This is a genomic window from Neokomagataea thailandica NBRC 106555, assembly GCF_001598495.1.
GTDB classification, from domain to species: domain Bacteria; phylum Pseudomonadota; class Alphaproteobacteria; order Acetobacterales; family Acetobacteraceae; genus Gluconobacter; species Gluconobacter thailandicus_A.
The window spans coordinates 15848-31329 of the sequence record NZ_BCZB01000003.1 but is presented as its reverse complement, the minus strand read 5'-3'; the positions used below and the strand labels follow the sequence as shown (position 1 = coordinate 31329).

At 51.3% G+C, this 15482-nt stretch carries 15 protein-coding genes and 1 riboswitch; of the genes, 6 read left to right on the top strand and 9 right to left on the bottom strand.

Annotation, left to right across the window (positions count from 1 at the left end; genetic code table 11):
- The 3 genes from cobW to cobU all read right to left on the bottom strand — a co-directional run bounded on the left by cobW (window position 1) and on the right by cobU (window position 2388).
- Entirely contained in the window at window positions 1-1062 is a 1062-nt protein-coding gene (gene cobW / locus NTH01S_RS01395; protein WP_068168264.1) for a cobalamin biosynthesis protein CobW, read from the bottom strand.
- 4 nt (window positions 1063-1066) lie between these two features.
- Window positions 1067-1456 carry a DUF1636 domain-containing protein gene (locus tag NTH01S_RS01390; RefSeq protein WP_245642047.1) on the bottom strand — a complete coding sequence of 130 codons (390 nt, stop codon included), beginning with the start codon at window positions 1454-1456 and terminating at the stop codon, window positions 1067-1069.
- 144 nt (window positions 1457-1600) lie between these two features.
- Window positions 1601-1856, bottom strand: a riboswitch (cobalamin riboswitch).
- Between the two features lie 16 nt (window positions 1857-1872).
- A complete protein-coding gene (gene cobU, locus NTH01S_RS01385; protein WP_245642045.1) occupies window positions 1873-2388 on the bottom strand; it encodes a bifunctional adenosylcobinamide kinase/adenosylcobinamide-phosphate guanylyltransferase in 516 nt (171 codons plus the stop codon).
- 65 nt (window positions 2389-2453) lie between these two features.
- On the opposite strand from cobU, the gene cobT reads away from it, so the two are divergent.
- The 3 genes from cobT to bluB are packed head-to-tail and all read left to right on the top strand — an operon-like array spanning window position 2454 to window position 4930.
- Window positions 2454-3509 carry a nicotinate-nucleotide--dimethylbenzimidazole phosphoribosyltransferase gene (gene cobT, locus NTH01S_RS01380; protein ID WP_084366845.1) on the top strand — a complete coding sequence of 352 codons (1056 nt, stop codon included), beginning with the start codon at window positions 2454-2456 and terminating at the stop codon, window positions 3507-3509.
- Between the two features lies 1 nt (window position 3510).
- A complete protein-coding gene (cobS, locus tag NTH01S_RS01375) occupies window positions 3511-4281 on the top strand; it encodes an adenosylcobinamide-GDP ribazoletransferase (RefSeq protein ID WP_068168258.1) in 771 nt (256 codons plus the stop codon).
- Between the two features lie 10 nt (window positions 4282-4291).
- The gene (gene bluB / locus NTH01S_RS01370) at window positions 4292-4930 is read left to right on the top strand and encodes a 5,6-dimethylbenzimidazole synthase (protein WP_068168255.1); all 639 of its coding nucleotides are present in this window, start codon (window positions 4292-4294) and stop codon (window positions 4928-4930) included.
- On the opposite strand, the gene NTH01S_RS01365 is transcribed toward bluB, so the two are convergent.
- Window positions 4927-5478: a histidine phosphatase family protein gene (locus NTH01S_RS01365; protein WP_068168253.1), complete on the bottom strand. Its 552-nt coding sequence runs from the start codon at window positions 5476-5478 to the stop codon at window positions 4927-4929. The two genes, bluB and NTH01S_RS01365, sit on opposite strands and share 4 nt — an antisense overlap.
- A gap of 339 nt (window positions 5479-5817) precedes the next feature.
- Here NTH01S_RS01365 and NTH01S_RS01360 point away from each other — a divergent pair, with 339 nt between their 5' ends.
- Window positions 5818-7098, top strand: a complete 1281-nt coding sequence (locus tag NTH01S_RS01360) for an ammonium transporter (RefSeq protein WP_084366877.1) — start codon at window positions 5818-5820, stop codon at window positions 7096-7098.
- 213 nt (window positions 7099-7311) lie between these two features.
- Complete coding sequence (locus NTH01S_RS01355) at window positions 7312-8559, top strand: outer membrane beta-barrel protein (protein ID WP_068168245.1); 1248 nt, start codon at window positions 7312-7314, stop codon at window positions 8557-8559.
- Window positions 8560-8610: 51 nt separating this feature from the next.
- Here NTH01S_RS01355 and NTH01S_RS01350 read toward each other — a convergent pair whose 3' ends face one another.
- A complete protein-coding gene (locus tag NTH01S_RS01350; RefSeq protein ID WP_370664291.1) occupies window positions 8611-9363 on the bottom strand; it encodes a DUF421 domain-containing protein in 753 nt (250 codons plus the stop codon).
- A 72-nt stretch (window positions 9364-9435) separates the two neighbouring features.
- Window positions 9436-10323 carry a fructose bisphosphate aldolase gene (locus NTH01S_RS01345; protein ID WP_245642043.1) on the bottom strand — a complete coding sequence of 296 codons (888 nt, stop codon included), beginning with the start codon at window positions 10321-10323 and terminating at the stop codon, window positions 9436-9438.
- 573 nt (window positions 10324-10896) lie between these two features.
- On the opposite strand from NTH01S_RS01345, the gene NTH01S_RS01340 reads away from it, so the two are divergent.
- Complete coding sequence (locus tag NTH01S_RS01340) at window positions 10897-11526, top strand: CPBP family intramembrane glutamic endopeptidase (RefSeq protein ID WP_068168233.1); 630 nt, start codon at window positions 10897-10899, stop codon at window positions 11524-11526.
- Window positions 11527-11540: 14 nt separating this feature from the next.
- On the opposite strand, the gene NTH01S_RS01335 is transcribed toward NTH01S_RS01340, so the two are convergent.
- The 3 genes from NTH01S_RS01335 to NTH01S_RS01325 all read right to left on the bottom strand — a co-directional run bounded on the left by NTH01S_RS01335 (window position 11541) and on the right by NTH01S_RS01325 (window position 15345).
- Complete coding sequence (locus tag NTH01S_RS01335; RefSeq protein WP_068168231.1) at window positions 11541-12722, bottom strand: serine hydrolase domain-containing protein; 1182 nt, start codon at window positions 12720-12722, stop codon at window positions 11541-11543.
- Window positions 12723-12731: 9 nt separating this feature from the next.
- Window positions 12732-14771, bottom strand: a complete 2040-nt coding sequence (locus tag NTH01S_RS01330; protein WP_245642042.1) for a beta-N-acetylhexosaminidase — start codon at window positions 14769-14771, stop codon at window positions 12732-12734.
- A 121-nt stretch (window positions 14772-14892) separates the two neighbouring features.
- A complete protein-coding gene (locus NTH01S_RS01325) occupies window positions 14893-15345 on the bottom strand; it encodes an Lrp/AsnC ligand binding domain-containing protein (RefSeq protein WP_068168225.1) in 453 nt (150 codons plus the stop codon).
- Between the last annotated feature and the right edge of the window lie 137 nt (window positions 15346-15482).

Sequence of the window (15482 nt, the reverse complement as noted above, 5' to 3'; positions counted from 1 at the left end):
TTAGCCCTGTGTCTTCAGTGCGGCTTCAATCGCCTCACGGTCCAAACCATGACGGCCAATCACAACCAAATGCCCTTCAGTCAACTCCGCTGTCCGGGGGGAATCAAACTCATGACGAAAACGTGTCCCTACGCCCTGTACCGCCAAACGTCGCGCCTTACCCGCCACCGGAACAAACCCCTTAATCCGCAAAAGATCGAACCGCCCAGCGATCGTCTCTAAATGCGTAACAAAAGCCGAAACATCGGCCTGCTCAGGCACCGTTACAACAAAGCTGTCAAAATCATCGTGCTCATGATCATCCGCCCCATCATGGCTGGATGGACGGGCCGATAAATCATCTTCTGCTGCCGCACCAATACCAAGCAAAACAGACGCATCAATCCGGCCTTCACTCGTTTTTAACACGGGCACATGCCGTGATGAAAAACGCGCCACTTGCTCCTGAACAGCCTTTTCAGCAACATCCACCGCATCAGACGTCATCAAATCCGTCTTACCCAGAACAACCAAATCAGCCGATGCCAATTGATCCTCAAAGACCTCCACCAGAGGATTATCATGATCCAAGGACGGATCAGCCGCACGCTGCGCTGCAACCGCCTCTGGGTCATCCGCAAAGCGCCCTTCTACAAAAGCAGGGCCATCCACCAACGTCACCACGCCGTCTACCGTCATACGTGTACGAATACCCGGCCAGCCAAACGCCTTCAAAAGCGGCTTCGGCAACGCCAAGCCAGACGTCTCGATCACCACATGCTCAGGCGGGTCATCACGATCAATCAGCGCCTGCATCGTTGGCAGAAAATCATCCGCTACGGTGCAGCACAAACAACCATTCGCCAGTTCAACAATATCCTCATCCCGGCAGCCCTCAATCCCACAAGACCGTAACAAAGAACCATCAATGCCAAGAGAGCCAAATTCGTTCACGATGACCGCAATCCGCCGTCCATGCGGCTGAGTCAAAACATGCCGCAAAAGCGTTGTTTTTCCAGCGCCAAGAAAGCCCGTTACGACCGTTACAGGAATTTTACCGGATGCGCGTTTGTCATTCGTCATGAAATCAACCCCTCTGAAAACCATCTTGCGGGGGAATACGCCCCAAAATCACATCACGCAGCGTTTCTGGACGCTTAGACGGCATCACAGCCCCTGTCTTAGAGGCTGCATAAATTGTGGTAAAAGCCGCTAAATCTTGTGCCAAATCTGGCGTCAAATGCCCCAAAAGAAGGCTCCAACGCCCCGGCATGGATACGCTACCCGCCGTATTCTTCCGGCAACTGGCCAAACACCGCGCTTCACGCAACTCAAAATGACCTGCCGAGGCATAATCCTTAAGACGACCATGCAGTTCTTCCCCCTGCACCGTGCCATCTTCCCGCTTACCACACGTCACACAGACGGATAGTATCGGTTTTCCACCGTCTAAGACGGCATCCCTGACATCACTCAACACACAATCCTGTCCTCATACGGCTTCATCACGAAACCAGACAGGGCGCACATAAAGAGCCCCATATTGGGGAGAATGCGCGCAACCGCACATCTTCGTCCACCGGGCACCCCGCCAGTTTACGACTCTCAACTCTCAGAGCCAGCAATGCTCGCTCTCATGGCAGGTCTCCTGACTTACGGCACAGCAGCCCGAAAGCTGCTTCATTTCATCCACCTTCCCAGAGCTACCTCTCACAAAGAGAGTATCACCCCAGTGGCTGCTTTGACCTCACACGCTCAAAGCTCAATGAAACACAAACCGTTCACAGTTGCGGGGGCAGTGTCAGACTAAGCGTAAAGCGCCGCACCGACTTCCCTTTTCATCCCTTCATCAGGGAACCAATACCCTTCATGTAAAGTGGCGCTCCAGCACTGTCAAAGTGCTTTCCCCTTCAACACAAGCGGCAGCCCAGCGGCAACAAACACAACACGCCCCGCCTCAGCCGCAATGCGCTGATGCAGCACGCCCGCCTCGTCCCGGAAACGCCGCCCTAAGGCACTTTCCGGCACGACACCAAGTCCAACCTCATTCCCCACCAAAACCGTTGGCCCAACACGCCGCCGCAATGCGGCTAACAAGAGAGATACAAACTCATCAACACAACGATTTTCCAGCAGTATATTCGTCAGCCACAGCGTCAAACAATCCAACAAAACCGGCTTCTCTCCAGCCTCATCCAATGCTTGCGCCACATCAAATGGTGCTTCCACCGTATGCCACCGACTATCCCGCCGCGATTGATGCTCCGTAATGCGCTCACGCATTTCCTGATCAAAGGCCTGACCCGTCGCCACATACACCCAAGGTGCCGTACAACGCGCAATTTCCCCCTCAGCAAAACGACTTTTGCCAGAACGCACACCTCCAAGCACCAAAGTCACACCCGACATTCCTTGCGCCATCACAACACCCAAAGCTCTTGCATCTTACCCCATATCAGCACAAAACAACCTCCATGCCATCCGCATCTTCTACCCCCAAAAACGCTCTCTTCACGCCTGACTTTTCTTCTATGAAAGGTCTGCAAGCCGCCTGCGCATTTTTGCCGCCGCCTTGCACTGAAGCAGCAACCGTCATTACTGAACGCGAGCACACGCTGACCAAGCCACCTGGCAGTTTAGGGCGTTTAGAAGACATCACCCTCTGGTTGGGTACATGGCAAGGCACGGCAAAACCCCAACTTGACCCCGCATACGTCACCATTTTTGCGGGCAACCACGGCGTTACCGCACAAAACGTTTCCCCATATCCATCCAGCGTCACAGCACAAATGGTGGCTAATTTTGAACGTGGTGGCGCCGCAATTAACCAATTAAGCCGCCACGCAAACGCCCATCTTTCTGTCCTTCCCCTCTTTGACCTCACCCCAACGGACGATTTCTCCATCGCACCCGCCATGAGTGAAGAGCGTTTCCTGAACGCCGTCAAAGCCGGATATCACTCGGTCCCACATGACGCACGCATCTTCTGCCCCGGCGAAATGGGCATTGGGAATACCTCCGCAGCGGCCGCATTAGCCACAGCCCTCCTCGGCCATGATGCCTCTTACTGGACGGGACGCGGCACAGGCCTTAACGATGCTGGAGTAGCGCATAAAGCCACCATTATCGCCCGTGCCTGCGCATTACACCGAACCCACGCTCAAAACCCCTTAGACATCGCCCGCTGCCTTGGCGGACACGAGCTTGCCGCCATGATGGGCGCAACACTAGCCGCACGCCACCACCGCATTCCAACATTACTCGATGGATTTGTCGTAACAGCGGCCGTACTCCCACTCTTCGCTATCAACCCACAGCTTCTCGCGCATACACGCCTTGCACATTGCTCTGCAGAAACTGGGCATCGCGCACTCGCGCAACATATGGGCCTTACACCCTTGCTTGATCTCGGTTTACGTTTAGGAGAAGGCTCCGGTGCGGCTTTAGCCCTTCCACTCTTACGCGCGGCTCTCACCTGTCATCACAATATGGCGACCTTCGCTGAAGCATCCATCTCCAACCGTGCATAATATGATCATTCAGCCGATCCGCCGCTATTATGATGATCTCATCTGTGCGGGCAGCGTTCTGACCCGCTTTCCCGTTGGCCGCTTTGCCAATGAACAAACACCTTGGGATCTCGCCCGCTCCACATGGTGCTGGCCACTTTATGGCGCTGTTATCGGCGCTTTAAGTGCTGGACTATTTTTACTACTCAAACTCTGCGGCGCCTCTTCTCTCCTCGCTGCGCCATGGTCCGTATTGTGCCAGATCTTCCTGACAGGCGGCCTCCACGAAGATGGCTTAGCCGATACGATGGATGGCTTAGGCAGCGGCAAAGATACCGCAACAAAACTCACCATTATGCGGGATAGCCGCATCGGAAGCTTCGGTGCTCTAGCACTCCTACTCTATATTTCCATACGCGTTACCGCTCTAGCCACCCTCCCAGACCGCGCCATCTTTCCTGCACTTGCCATCAGTGCGACCTTAGCACGTGCAGCCATGCCAATATTGGTCACTTTCTGTCCCGCCGCACGCCCAGACGGCCTCGCCAAACAACTCACTGGACTTTCAAAAGACCGTATGCTGAGCAGCCTATTTTGCGCCTTCTGTCTTGCCCTTCTCCTCTTACCCTATGCTATGGCCTTCCTAGCCTGCGCCCTGACACTAGGCCTCGTCGTATTGATGCGCTACCAAACTCTCAGACACCTCAATGGCTTTACAGGGGATATCCTCGGCGCAACCGTATGCTGCGTAGAAGCCGCCACTCTCACCCTTTTCGCCATGCTTCTGACATAAGGTTTCACCCATGCCACAGCCGGTTTTCGATGAAACCTTCTACAAGAAACTCGACGACCTCTTCATCTGGCGCCGCGATGTCAGGCGCTTTCGTCGTGATCCTATCCCAGAAAAAGATCTGAATGACCTTCTCACCGCCACCACCCGCGCACCGTCTGTTGGCCTCAGCGAACCTTGGCGCTTCCTACGCATAGACAGCCCTGAGCGCCGCGCAATCATCCGAAATGACTTCAAACAATGCAATGCAGATGCCTTGGAGCGCTATGAAGATGATCCAGCACGCATTTACGCCTCTTTGAAACTTTCAGGCCTCGATGATGCCCCGCACCATATCGCCGTTTTTAATGTGGAAGACCCTGAGCAAGGCAAAGGCCTTGGGCGCAGTACCATGCCTGAAACCACAACATGGTCCACCGTAATGGCCATCCATAACCTTTGGCTTGCCGCAACTGCCCGTGGTATTGGCGTCGGCTGGGTATCAATCCTAACCCCAGAAACCGTCAGCCAGACATTATCTATACCTGAAAACTGGCGTTTCATCGCTTATTTATGCGTTGGCTACCCCGAAGAGAAACACGCAACGCCAGAGCTTGAGCGGGCTGGATGGGAAAAGCGTAACCCTGAACGCACACAATGGATCCAGCGCTAACTTTGAGACGCGCGCACCACACGTACACTACCCTGCGGCATTGACGGCACAATAAGATTAGGCATTTCTCCACGGGTTAAGGCCGTTAAAACCCGCAATGGTCCCCCATGCGTTATAATGCACACCCCTTGGGCGGAATGCTGAACATCCTGCCAATATGCCTGCACGCGCTCAATCAACTCCTGACCACTTTCACCACCAGGCGGCGCAAAGCCCAGTGGGTCTGCGGCCCATTGGTCAAGCTGAATTCGTGAAACATCGTCCCATTTCGTCCCTTCCCACGCCCCAAAATTCAACTCACGCAGGCGATGATCGTCCTCCAGAGGCAAACCCGTTTTATGCGCTACATACTCGGCTAATAAACGACAGCGCTGTAAAGGGGAGGAATGAATAACTTTTGCACCAGAACCTTTCACGAGAACAGATAAGCCATCCCCAAACTGTTCCCACCCCTCTGCCAAACAAACATCACTCTGGCCGTAACAACGACCAGATACCCCCATCACGGCAGCATGGCGGCATAACACAACTGGAAAACGGATATTCACCCTCGAACCTCAGCCTGACCGTGCAAAAGAGCAACACCTTGGGCGTGAATAGAGCCTTTGGTCAATTCCTTCAGCGCCGCAGATTGAGACAAATCATAGCTCGATAAAGAATATTGCTCAAAATCCACTCTCAGAATGATTTTCGAGAAACTTCTACCGTAGACACACAAATCTTTTATTCAATATGCTATAGAAATGAAAAACCTGCCGCATCTACGGGAAAGGTTTTCTTGTTTTTACATTTAGACCAACATCACGATACGACCTCACTGGGGAGATTATAGTGTGAACCTTAAAAAATTAGCCCTCTGTTTGGCAGCTTTCGCCCCCGGCGTTGCCATGGCAGCTCCACCCGCCATTGATACGGGCGACACAGCATGGATGCTGACCAGCACAGCCCTTGTTCTTCTCATGACAATCCCCGGTCTGGCACTGTTCTACGCGGGCATGGTGCGTAAAAAGAACATCCTTGCCACGGTCATGCAGTCCTTTGCCATTTGCTGTGCCGTAACCGTCGTTTGGATGATTGCTGGGTATAGCCTCACCTTTGGAGCGGGCACACCTTACATTGGTGACTTCTCCCGCTTCATGCTGAACGGAATCGGTGCCAATATCAGCAAAGGCTCCGATATCGGCTTCACGCTCGGCGCGGGCAGTGCAAACCCAACCGTCATGACCATTCCTGAGAGCGTCTACATGATGTTCCAGATGACGTTTGCCATCATTACCCCAGCACTGATTGCCGGCAGCTTCGCAGAACGTATGAAGTTCTCTTCCCTGTTCGTCTTCACCGTCTTGTGGTCTTTGCTGGTCTACACCCCAATTGCACACTGGGTTTGGAGCCCGCTCGGCTGGCTCTCTGGCCTAGGCGCCGTTGACTTCGCTGGCGGTACCGTTGTCCACATCAACGCAGGTGTCGCAGGCCTTGTGACCGCGCTTGTACTGGGCAAGCGTCATGGCTTTGGTAAAGACGACCTCACACCCCACAACCTGACCTACGCAGTCATTGGCGCTTCCCTTCTCTGGGTTGGCTGGTTTGGCTTTAACGCCGGCTCTGCCGTTGGCGCTAATGGCCGTGCAGGTATGGCCATGGCAACAACGCAAATCGCTACAGCAGGCGCCGGCATCGCGTGGCTTCTGGTCGAATGGATCAAAACAGGGAAGCCAACGGTTCTTGGCATTATCTCCGGTGCCGTCGCAGGCCTCGTTGCCATCACACCCGCTGCTGGCTTTGTGCTGCCGGGCAATGCCCTCATCATCGGCCTCGTTACAGGTGTTGTATGCTACTTCTCAGCAACAGCTCTGAAGCACGCTTTAGGCTATGATGACAGCCTTGATGCTTTCGGCGTACATGGCGTAGGCGGTATCGTTGGCGCTCTGTTAACCGGTCTTCTCGCTTATGGCCCACTCTCCGCAACAGATGCCAACCCATCAGGTGTTGTCGGCTCATGGCACCAATTCATCATTCAGGCAGAAGCCGTCGGTGTTACCATCATCTGGTGCAGCGTCGTCACCTTTATTCTCCTGAAAGTTATTGACCTCGTTATAGGGCTGCGCGTTTCTCAACAAGAAGAAATCGAAGGCCTCGATATCTCGCTCCATGGCGAGCGTATCGGCTGAAGAATACACCCGTTCCATCCGGCACCATCCGGATGGAACACCCTAGGTTATGTGTCGTTTTGAACACATAACTGCCCAATGTTGAAACATTGATAAAAATTTCTCCTTACAATTGAAATGAAATTTATTAACCTAACCAAAGATAAGAATGGTTCAGGTTAATTCCATTTACCATTCTCCCCTGCTATTTTCAGGCATTGCGAGACATTTTTTATGCCCTCATATACCCGCCTTCTCTCCCTAACGGCCCTAACAGGTATCGCAGCAATCCTGTCTACATCCCCCGCCAAAGCACAAATTGCCCTATTCAAAGACAGCTCCAACACATGGCTACAAGGGATCACAGTACAAGGGGAAGCAGAAGGCGGCATCATGGCCAACCCCGCACGCCCTGATAACGGTATCAATTTTGGGAATTTTTTATCTGACCACGCCAACCAAATGCAGTTAAACCAACTGTATCTTACCTTATCCAAAGCCGTAGACTCTACCAAAGCTGAAAATCAATTTGGCTTTACCCTTCAAGCACTCTACGGTTCAGATGCCCGTTACTATCACCTACTGGGCGTCTCCGACAAAATTACATCAAACCGTTACCAAATTCTTCCTATCCAAGCCCACGCGGATGCACATTTAAATGTGTTGACCTCAGGCGGCTTAGATATTCAAGCAGGCATCCTTGAGGCCCCAATGGGCGTAGAGGTCATTGAACCAACTGCGCGCCCTTTCTATACCTTTGCTTATACCGCACAGTATTCGGTCCCCTTCGAACATCTCGGCGCGATGTTTCACTTGCACGTCAATCCGCACTTTGACTTTAACTTCGGGGTCGATACAGGCAATCAAACAACCTTCGGCAAAAATGACAACAACAATGCTGCTGCCGGATATTTTGGCTTCAACCTCAATGGTCTCGCAGGTGGAAAATTAAATATCGTCGAATTATCACGCATTGGCCCAGAAGATGCCGTTGCCAGCATCGGACGACGCGCAAATACAGCACAGCGTTACTGGAACGATATTTCCGCTTATTATACAGTAAACGACAAACTTTCCCTCACTGGAGAATTTAATTTTTTTCATGATGTCGGTCTACGGGCTGAAAACTACAGCTTCGTAACCTATGCCAGCTATAAAGTAACCCCGCACTGGACCCTGAATTACCGAGGCGAAATTTTTCGTGACAACTCAGGCCTCTCCGTCGTCAGCTTCCTTACCAACCAAGCTTATATGAATGCCTTCCTCGGAGGTAATGCGCCTGCAGAAACTGCCCCGCCCACCACATATGGTGGCCTAACCCTTGGCGCTACCTATAGTCCCAACATTGGGCACGGTATTCGTGTCTTTGCCCTTCGCCCAGAAATCCGTTTTGACCGCTCCCTCAACGGAACAAGCCCCTTTAATAACAACCGCAATATCGGCATGTTCACCTTCGGCGGCGACGCAACCATTGGTTTCTAAAAAACACAGTGCTGCTTTCTGCGAAAGAAGGCAGCACAAAAAAACGCTACTTCAAGATAAGCCTACAGCCCCCCAAGACCGCGCAGCTATTTGTTCTACACGGCTAAGAGGCAAAGGGTTTTGGGCGTTCACCGAGCGCCCTGGACGCAACGGCCCCCGAATAATCTGACCATCATTCCGAATAATCACCATTCGTTCATAACACCACTCAGCCAAAAAAATCTGTTCTAACGCCCCTTCCCCTGCAAGCATAAGCTCACGCAATACCCACTCCTCGTCAAATTCCCCTGCCTCCAACTCCGCCTGCAACAGCTTTCCACGGAAAACAACAAAGCGTGTAGGGTGCGTCTTATCCCCCTGAATAACACTGATATTCCCTGTCGGCTCAATCTGGGCGAACTGAATACGATCGAACCCAAAAATACCCTGCATCCGTAAATTTGATGCCAGATCGTGAATATCCAGCCGGCTTCTATGATCTTCAAACGCTTGAACAACAAAACGTCCATTCTCAATAATTGGGATCGGACGCCCAATACTGGCCTTACGCAAAAGAGCCCATTTCCGGGTTAAATAATTCAGAGAGGCCATAACCAAAATACATAAAAATAATAAAAAAACATATTTCCAAAAATCTATTTTATCATTGTATAAAATACCACCAACAACCCCACCCATAATAAAATTACCGAATAAGTCTATAGGCGTCATCTGAGAAACCTGCGACCTTCCCGTAATGTTCAAGTACCCTATAACCATTATCAGTCCAATAAGGACTTTAATCACCACCCATACGAAAAACATCATCCCTATAGCCCTGCCCGCAGGTTACAATTGTAATCATGCAAAACAACGCACATACGGGCAGAAAATTCCTTAACCCAGAATTTTATTTACCGATGCATCATAAATAGAATCAGATACTTGTTTTAAAACCGCATTAAACTCCGCATCATCTTGGTATATTCGCAAACGATCTAATAACGCACGAGAAAAGCTTGCAATCATCCCATTATTCCGCGCCAGTCTATTGCAAGCATCTGTTAACGAATACCCCCCAGACAATGCCACAATCCGCAATATACGCGGATCATTGTTCAGATCATCGTAATGATTTGGAATTTCCGGCAAAGTTAGCTTTAAAATAATTCTATTACTTTCTGGAAGCTTTTCTACATAATCCAATAAAACATCCCGTAATATATGTTCAGCCTCAGATTTTTCTGAACTCTTTACTGAAACCTCGGGTTCCAAAATCGGCGTCAACCCAGCCTCTATAACACATTCAGCATACCGAATCTGTTGTTCTACTACCGCGACAATACCAGCCTTATCTGCACGATGAATCACCGAACGCGCCTTCGTACCATAAACCCCTAAAGCAGAGGCCCGCGCCAACAACGTCCCTACATCCCTCAATGGACGCATCATCTGTACGCCCTGCGCCTCAGCCATCAAACCCTGATCAATTTTCACAAAAGGAACAATCCGCCGCTTTTGCCATAAGAAGGACGGAACAGAAACACCTTTAACCTCCCCTCCCAATGTACGATCAAACAAAATAGCGCCCAGAACCTGTTGTCCAGAAAAGGCCGGAGCCGTCATAATACGACAGCGCATGGCATGTATCGCATCGAACATAGCCTCTTCGGTCTTATAGGCGTCCGGCAATACACCATACGTCGCTAGCGCCGAAGGAGTAGACCCACCACTCTGATCTAGAGCCGCAAGATAACCCGGATCACGTTGAATGCGACGGGCCATCTCCTGTCTATCATTCTGCATTTGCACGAACTGCCCCTCTCTTCACGCCGCTCATTTCATTCTTGGCGCATGATATGCACCCTTCTTGCACTCCCCCCAAGATATGCAGCGCATAGAATTCTAAACTGTGTCTTGAACCCCACACATATGAACGTTGCACCCGCCTTCTCCCCCCCATAATGGTCTGCAAAATGCGTGCCACCCGCTCCTCAAGAATAACTTTCCCCGGGAAAGGTAACACCTTAACATTTCATTCACTCCACCTTTGACGAAGGCGGGCAAATACACCAAGAAAACGTACTTTCAGATTCGCACGCTCGCGCTTTTGCAGATCACGTAAAAAATCCCCAACGTCACGCATGCCGCGCGCGAACAAAGAAACACGCCCACCCCATGCCTTTATAAAGATACCCCACGCGCCACATGTACAGTTACGTGCCTCTTATTCATTCAATACCGCACTATGCCTACACATCATTATGAACGATTTTATGTAAGCTCAGAGCAAACTGCACGAAACACTCTACGTTGCCGCTTCATATCCGCATATCACCTTTAAAGAGGTCTTCCACCATGACATCGCATAAGAAGCATCGCCTCATGGTTGAATGTATGCTGCTCTTCATCGGCGGTCCCCTTGCCCTCCTGATACTCCGCAGCCCGTACATGCTCTTTGGCACCCTCTGGCTTGCCTCCGGCCTTGCGTGGTGGCGCACACGCCATAACGCTACCCCTCCAGCACAACCGCTCACACCCCATCTCAAACATCTCTTAATACGCTTCGCCGTACTCGCCCCATGCCTATTGCTACTGACGCGCCTCCTATTTCCACATGATTTTTTATCATTACCACGCACAAACCCTAAATTATGGGGTATTGTTTTGCTTCTTTACCCAATTTTATCAGTATGGCCCCAAGAAGTTCTCTACAGGCATTTCCTTTTCACTCGCTATGCACCAGCCTTTAACAGCACTCTTGCTCTTATTATCATCAGCGCCGTTACCTTTGGCTTCGCACATATTTTGTTCTTAAACCCTATAGCGATCATTTTATGCCTTATTGGCGGCTTCCTTTTCGCCCAAGGCTACGCACAACACCGTTCATTGCGGCTGGCATGCCTTGAGCACTCGCTCTATGGATGCCTGCTCTTCACGGCTGGCCTCGGCCGTTTTTTCTACACCGGAACAGCATGGCATCATTGATCAATGCCAATGCTTTACTTCACCATGCCCAGCGCTCGTGCCGATAACGTCGCCACATCATGACGCAACGCCACCACACTATGGCCACCATACGGATGCACACGATTAGTCAGCAGCACCACATAACTTTCATTCACCGGATCAACCCATAAAGACGTCCCCGTAAAGCCCGTATGCCCAAAGGATTGAGGTGAAAAAATATCACCACGCGGCGTCGAAAACGAGGTCTGAATATCCCACCCAAAACCTCTTTTATCCACCTTTCCCTCAGGCTGTTCCGGCACAACCATCGACGCCAAAGTACTTTGCTTCAACGGGAACCGACTTGCACGTCCCTTCAAACGATCCAATAACGACTGAGCATACTGACACACATCCTCCGCCGTTGAAAAAAAACCTGCATGCCCCGCAACACCCCCCATCCGCCGCGCAGTCGGGTCATGTACAACGCCCTGCAATACATGCCCCGTTTCATCAACCTGCGTAGGCGCAATATCAGTACGTTCCCCCTCTTCTGGCAAGAAACCAGAATGAGAAAGCCCTAACGGCGTTAGAATGAAGTCTTGCGCATAAACATTCAAAGCCACACCACTGACTTTTTCAACGATCAGACCCAGCATTATATAATTAATATCGCTATACAAAAAACGACTACCCGGCGGCGCAACCAAAGGGCTCGTCATTGCTAGATGCACAGCCTCTTCTTTACCACTCCACGGCGCTTGCAAAGGCACATCAGGCGGCAACCCTGAATAATGCGTCAGCAAAAGACGCAGTGTGATTGCGTCTTTACCCATCACTCCAAACTCTGGGAAATAATGCGTCACCGGATCATCAACACGCACCAACCCACGCTCAACACATTGCATGACAGCTAGAGCCGTCACTAACGGCTTGGTCAAAGACGCCATATCAAACACCGTCTGCCACAGCATAGGCTGAACACTCGGCAACACCGAACGATGCCCATAGACATAACGATGCACCACCTGCCCCGCATGCCCCACCGCCAAGACAGCCCCGGGACATTGCCCTTCACCGACAGCCTGCCTTATGCGCGCATCCACAGCAGAAAAGCGCTCCGACCGTGAGCCGGCACACCCCACAACCGGCACAGCGCCTATACCCATACATAAAGCACCACCACGCAACAACGCACGACGCCCTAATGCAGTAGATTGTCCTGTCACCATCATCCCGCCCCCTTACCGCACCAAAGCCCGCACACCCGGAACAATGCCAACCATCACCCCACCAGGCGCTTGTGGACGTCGCACAGACAACAACATATTGGACGCATTATGCCGCCACACCTCTTGACGCTCCACCGCCGACATCTCTTCTGCCGTAGGAGAGCGCCCATCCAAGCCCGCCAGCCCAGCCTGCGCAACAAGCCGCAGATCATGCACAACATCTTTCAGGACGGACAATGCCGGATAAGCATGCAAAAGCGGCAACATAGCCTCCTCACTCTGCGCCCAATGGGTTAAAAAACCACGTAATTCAGCTTCCTGCGTATGGTCACCCTGCTCATAACGCATTGCTAATGCGTTAAACCGTATGACATCTGGAGCATCCGGGTCCACAACACCTACAGGACCGTGCTCCACATCTAACACACCACGGTCATGCAACCTGTTCAAAACATAATTAGGTGCTGGAATCAGCGCGCTTAAAACACGATCCAAAGCGAGCTCTTCATGCCCCCCCGTCAAGGCACGCCGCATGAACACACCATGATCATGCGCCTGCAACCCCGTTGCTTCCAGCTCCGCTTGCACAACGGGTAAACGACGCTCCATATCCGCAACATCGCGTATTTCTGCGGGAGACCAGAAACGCTCAGCCACCGCCGCACTCCTCGGCCATAAACGCGCATCCAGCATCGGATCAGACACTAACTCCGTCCATAAAGCCGTCTCTGCTCCCAGAACATGCCCCTCTTCCTCCGCACTCAATGGCACTTCATCTGGCTCTTGCCGAAACGCTTCCACAAAAGCACTCGGCTTTGGCTTAGCTTCCGCAATCTGCTCGGGCGTCAAACCATCAATCGTCACAGCATATGGGTCCACCAAATAATGCTCCGCAGCAGGGCGCAGGAGATCTAAATAATACCCAGAAGAGACCAAAACATCATGACCACTGCGTACCGCACGCGCCGTCCATTTCGAACCACGCCACCCCTCAATCACAACCTCCTTCGGAACAGGCGCCGCACTCACCTCATCCCACCCGATCATAATACGCCCCTGCCGCCCTAAAACTTTTGCAACTTCCGCCGTAAACCGCCCTTGCAACGCCGCAACATTGGGGATCTGACGTGCTTCCATATAGGCACGAATATGCGGATTATCAGCCCATTGCTGCGCCGCCACTTCATCCCCTCCTGCATGGAAGTAAAGATCCGGGAAAAGCTTTTCCATTTCAGCATAAAGCGCACTTATGAAGCGCAATGTCTCAGGATTCGTCGGATCCATTGCAGGGAGATTTGTTTTCTCTCCAACATAACCCGGCTGCGGCAAAGGCTCCGCCGCCAATTGTGGATAGGCTTTTAAAAGAGCATAAGCATGCCCGGGCACATCAATTTCTGGCACAACCCGAATACCACGCTCGGCAGCATAAGCTACAATCTCACGCACTTGCTGCTGCGTATAATACGCCGTTCCGTTATTAACCCTCGGGAAAACATGGCTCTGAACACGAAACCCCGTGCCGTCACTTAAATGCCAGTGAAGCACATTAAGCTTCACCAGCTCCATAGCATCCAACTGCCGCTTAACACTCTCAACGGTTATAAAATGGCGTGACACATCCAAAACTAACCCCCGCCAAGCAAAGCGCGGCGCATCCGTTATATCTGCCTCATGCAACACAGCCCCACGAGATGTACACTCCACCAATTGCAGCAACGTCACCAAGCCATGCAGCGCCCCCGCAGGACCATTCGCATCCAGCGTTCCACCACTCGCCCCTATGTGCATATGATAGGCTTCACGCTCATGCAGCGTTAAATATTGTGCATCCTGCCCAACCCTCACATGGAGCACATACGCTGGACCTGCCTTGCTCCGCGTTATACGCGATAAACGCTGCTCAAAACGCGCAACAGCGTTCTTCAATAACGGCGTTGGCGGCGTATCCCATAGCACCTGCACGGAACCAACCGCACTCTCACGACTCCCCCACACAACGCGTTGCGGCACAGGCAAAAGATCTCCCGTATCACGCGCATGTCCCGCCCCCATACTACAAAGCATTCCCCCCAAAAAGGCAACGCAGGAACACCCTATACGTAGTATGTTATGATGAGACATAAGAGAATCGCCTTCTCAGAAATACAACCATATAATTAAGACATAAAAAACATCATACTGGAAGTTTAGGGTCACTCTTTACTTCTTCCATAACGGCATAAGTATGAGTTTGCCGCACTCCAGGAAGGCGGCTTAATGTTCTTCCTAAAAAATTTCTATAACCATTCATATCTTTTACACGCGCTTTAATCATATAATCAAACCCACCCGCGACCATATAACATTCTGTTATTTGCGGAATACCCCGAACCATCTTAGAGAAATTTTCAAAAATATCTGACCCACTATGCTCCAACGCCACCTGCACAAAAACAACCAAACCCAAATTTAAAGCCTCCGGGTCTAACTGAGCCATATACCCCCGAATAATCCCCTGTTTCTCTAACTTTTTCACACGTTCCAAGGTCGCGGCTGGACTCAAATGAACCTGCTTAGAAAGCTCTAAGTTCGTCATACGACCATCCTTTTGCAAAAAGCTCAGAATTCTGCGATCTGTTTCATCCATACCCACCCCAAAGGCCGAATATAATTTTCCATAAAAAAAATATATCGTATTATATTTGGATAAAATAGCAAAATTCCATAACCCATTTCGTATTTTTCTTTTTACAATCGTAACTATAATTCCTCCCCCTTCAGGAC

What these genes read in the sequence shown, in the direction of transcription:
- cobW (WP_068168264.1), bottom strand. Translation starts at nt 1,062, where the DNA reads ATGACGAATGACAAACGCGCATCCGGTAAAATTCCTGTAACGGTCGTA.
- cobU (WP_245642045.1), bottom strand. Translation starts at nt 2,388, where the DNA reads ATGTCGGGTGTGACTTTGGTGCTTGGAGGTGTGCGTTCTGGCAAAAGT.
- cobT (WP_084366845.1), top strand. Translation starts at nt 2,454, where the DNA reads ATGCCATCCGCATCTTCTACCCCCAAAAACGCTCTCTTCACGCCTGAC.
- cobS (WP_068168258.1), top strand. Translation starts at nt 3,511, where the DNA reads ATGATCATTCAGCCGATCCGCCGCTATTATGATGATCTCATCTGTGCG.
- bluB (WP_068168255.1), top strand. Translation starts at nt 4,292, where the DNA reads ATGCCACAGCCGGTTTTCGATGAAACCTTCTACAAGAAACTCGACGAC.
- NTH01S_RS01360 (WP_084366877.1), top strand. Translation starts at nt 5,818, where the DNA reads ATGGCAGCTCCACCCGCCATTGATACGGGCGACACAGCATGGATGCTG.
- NTH01S_RS01355 (WP_068168245.1), top strand. Translation starts at nt 7,312, where the DNA reads ATGCCCTCATATACCCGCCTTCTCTCCCTAACGGCCCTAACAGGTATC.
- NTH01S_RS01350 (WP_370664291.1), bottom strand. Translation starts at nt 9,363, where the DNA reads ATGTTTTTCGTATGGGTGGTGATTAAAGTCCTTATTGGACTGATAATG.
- NTH01S_RS01345 (WP_245642043.1), bottom strand. Translation starts at nt 10,323, where the DNA reads ATGGCCCGTCGCATTCAACGTGATCCGGGTTATCTTGCGGCTCTAGAT.
- NTH01S_RS01340 (WP_068168233.1), top strand. Translation starts at nt 10,897, where the DNA reads ATGACATCGCATAAGAAGCATCGCCTCATGGTTGAATGTATGCTGCTC.
- NTH01S_RS01335 (WP_068168231.1), bottom strand. Translation starts at nt 12,722, where the DNA reads ATGATGGTGACAGGACAATCTACTGCATTAGGGCGTCGTGCGTTGTTG.
- NTH01S_RS01330 (WP_245642042.1), bottom strand. Translation starts at nt 14,771, where the DNA reads ATGGGGGCGGGACATGCGCGTGATACGGGAGATCTTTTGCCTGTGCCG.
- NTH01S_RS01325 (WP_068168225.1), bottom strand. Translation starts at nt 15,345, where the DNA reads ATGGATGAAACAGATCGCAGAATTCTGAGCTTTTTGCAAAAGGATGGT.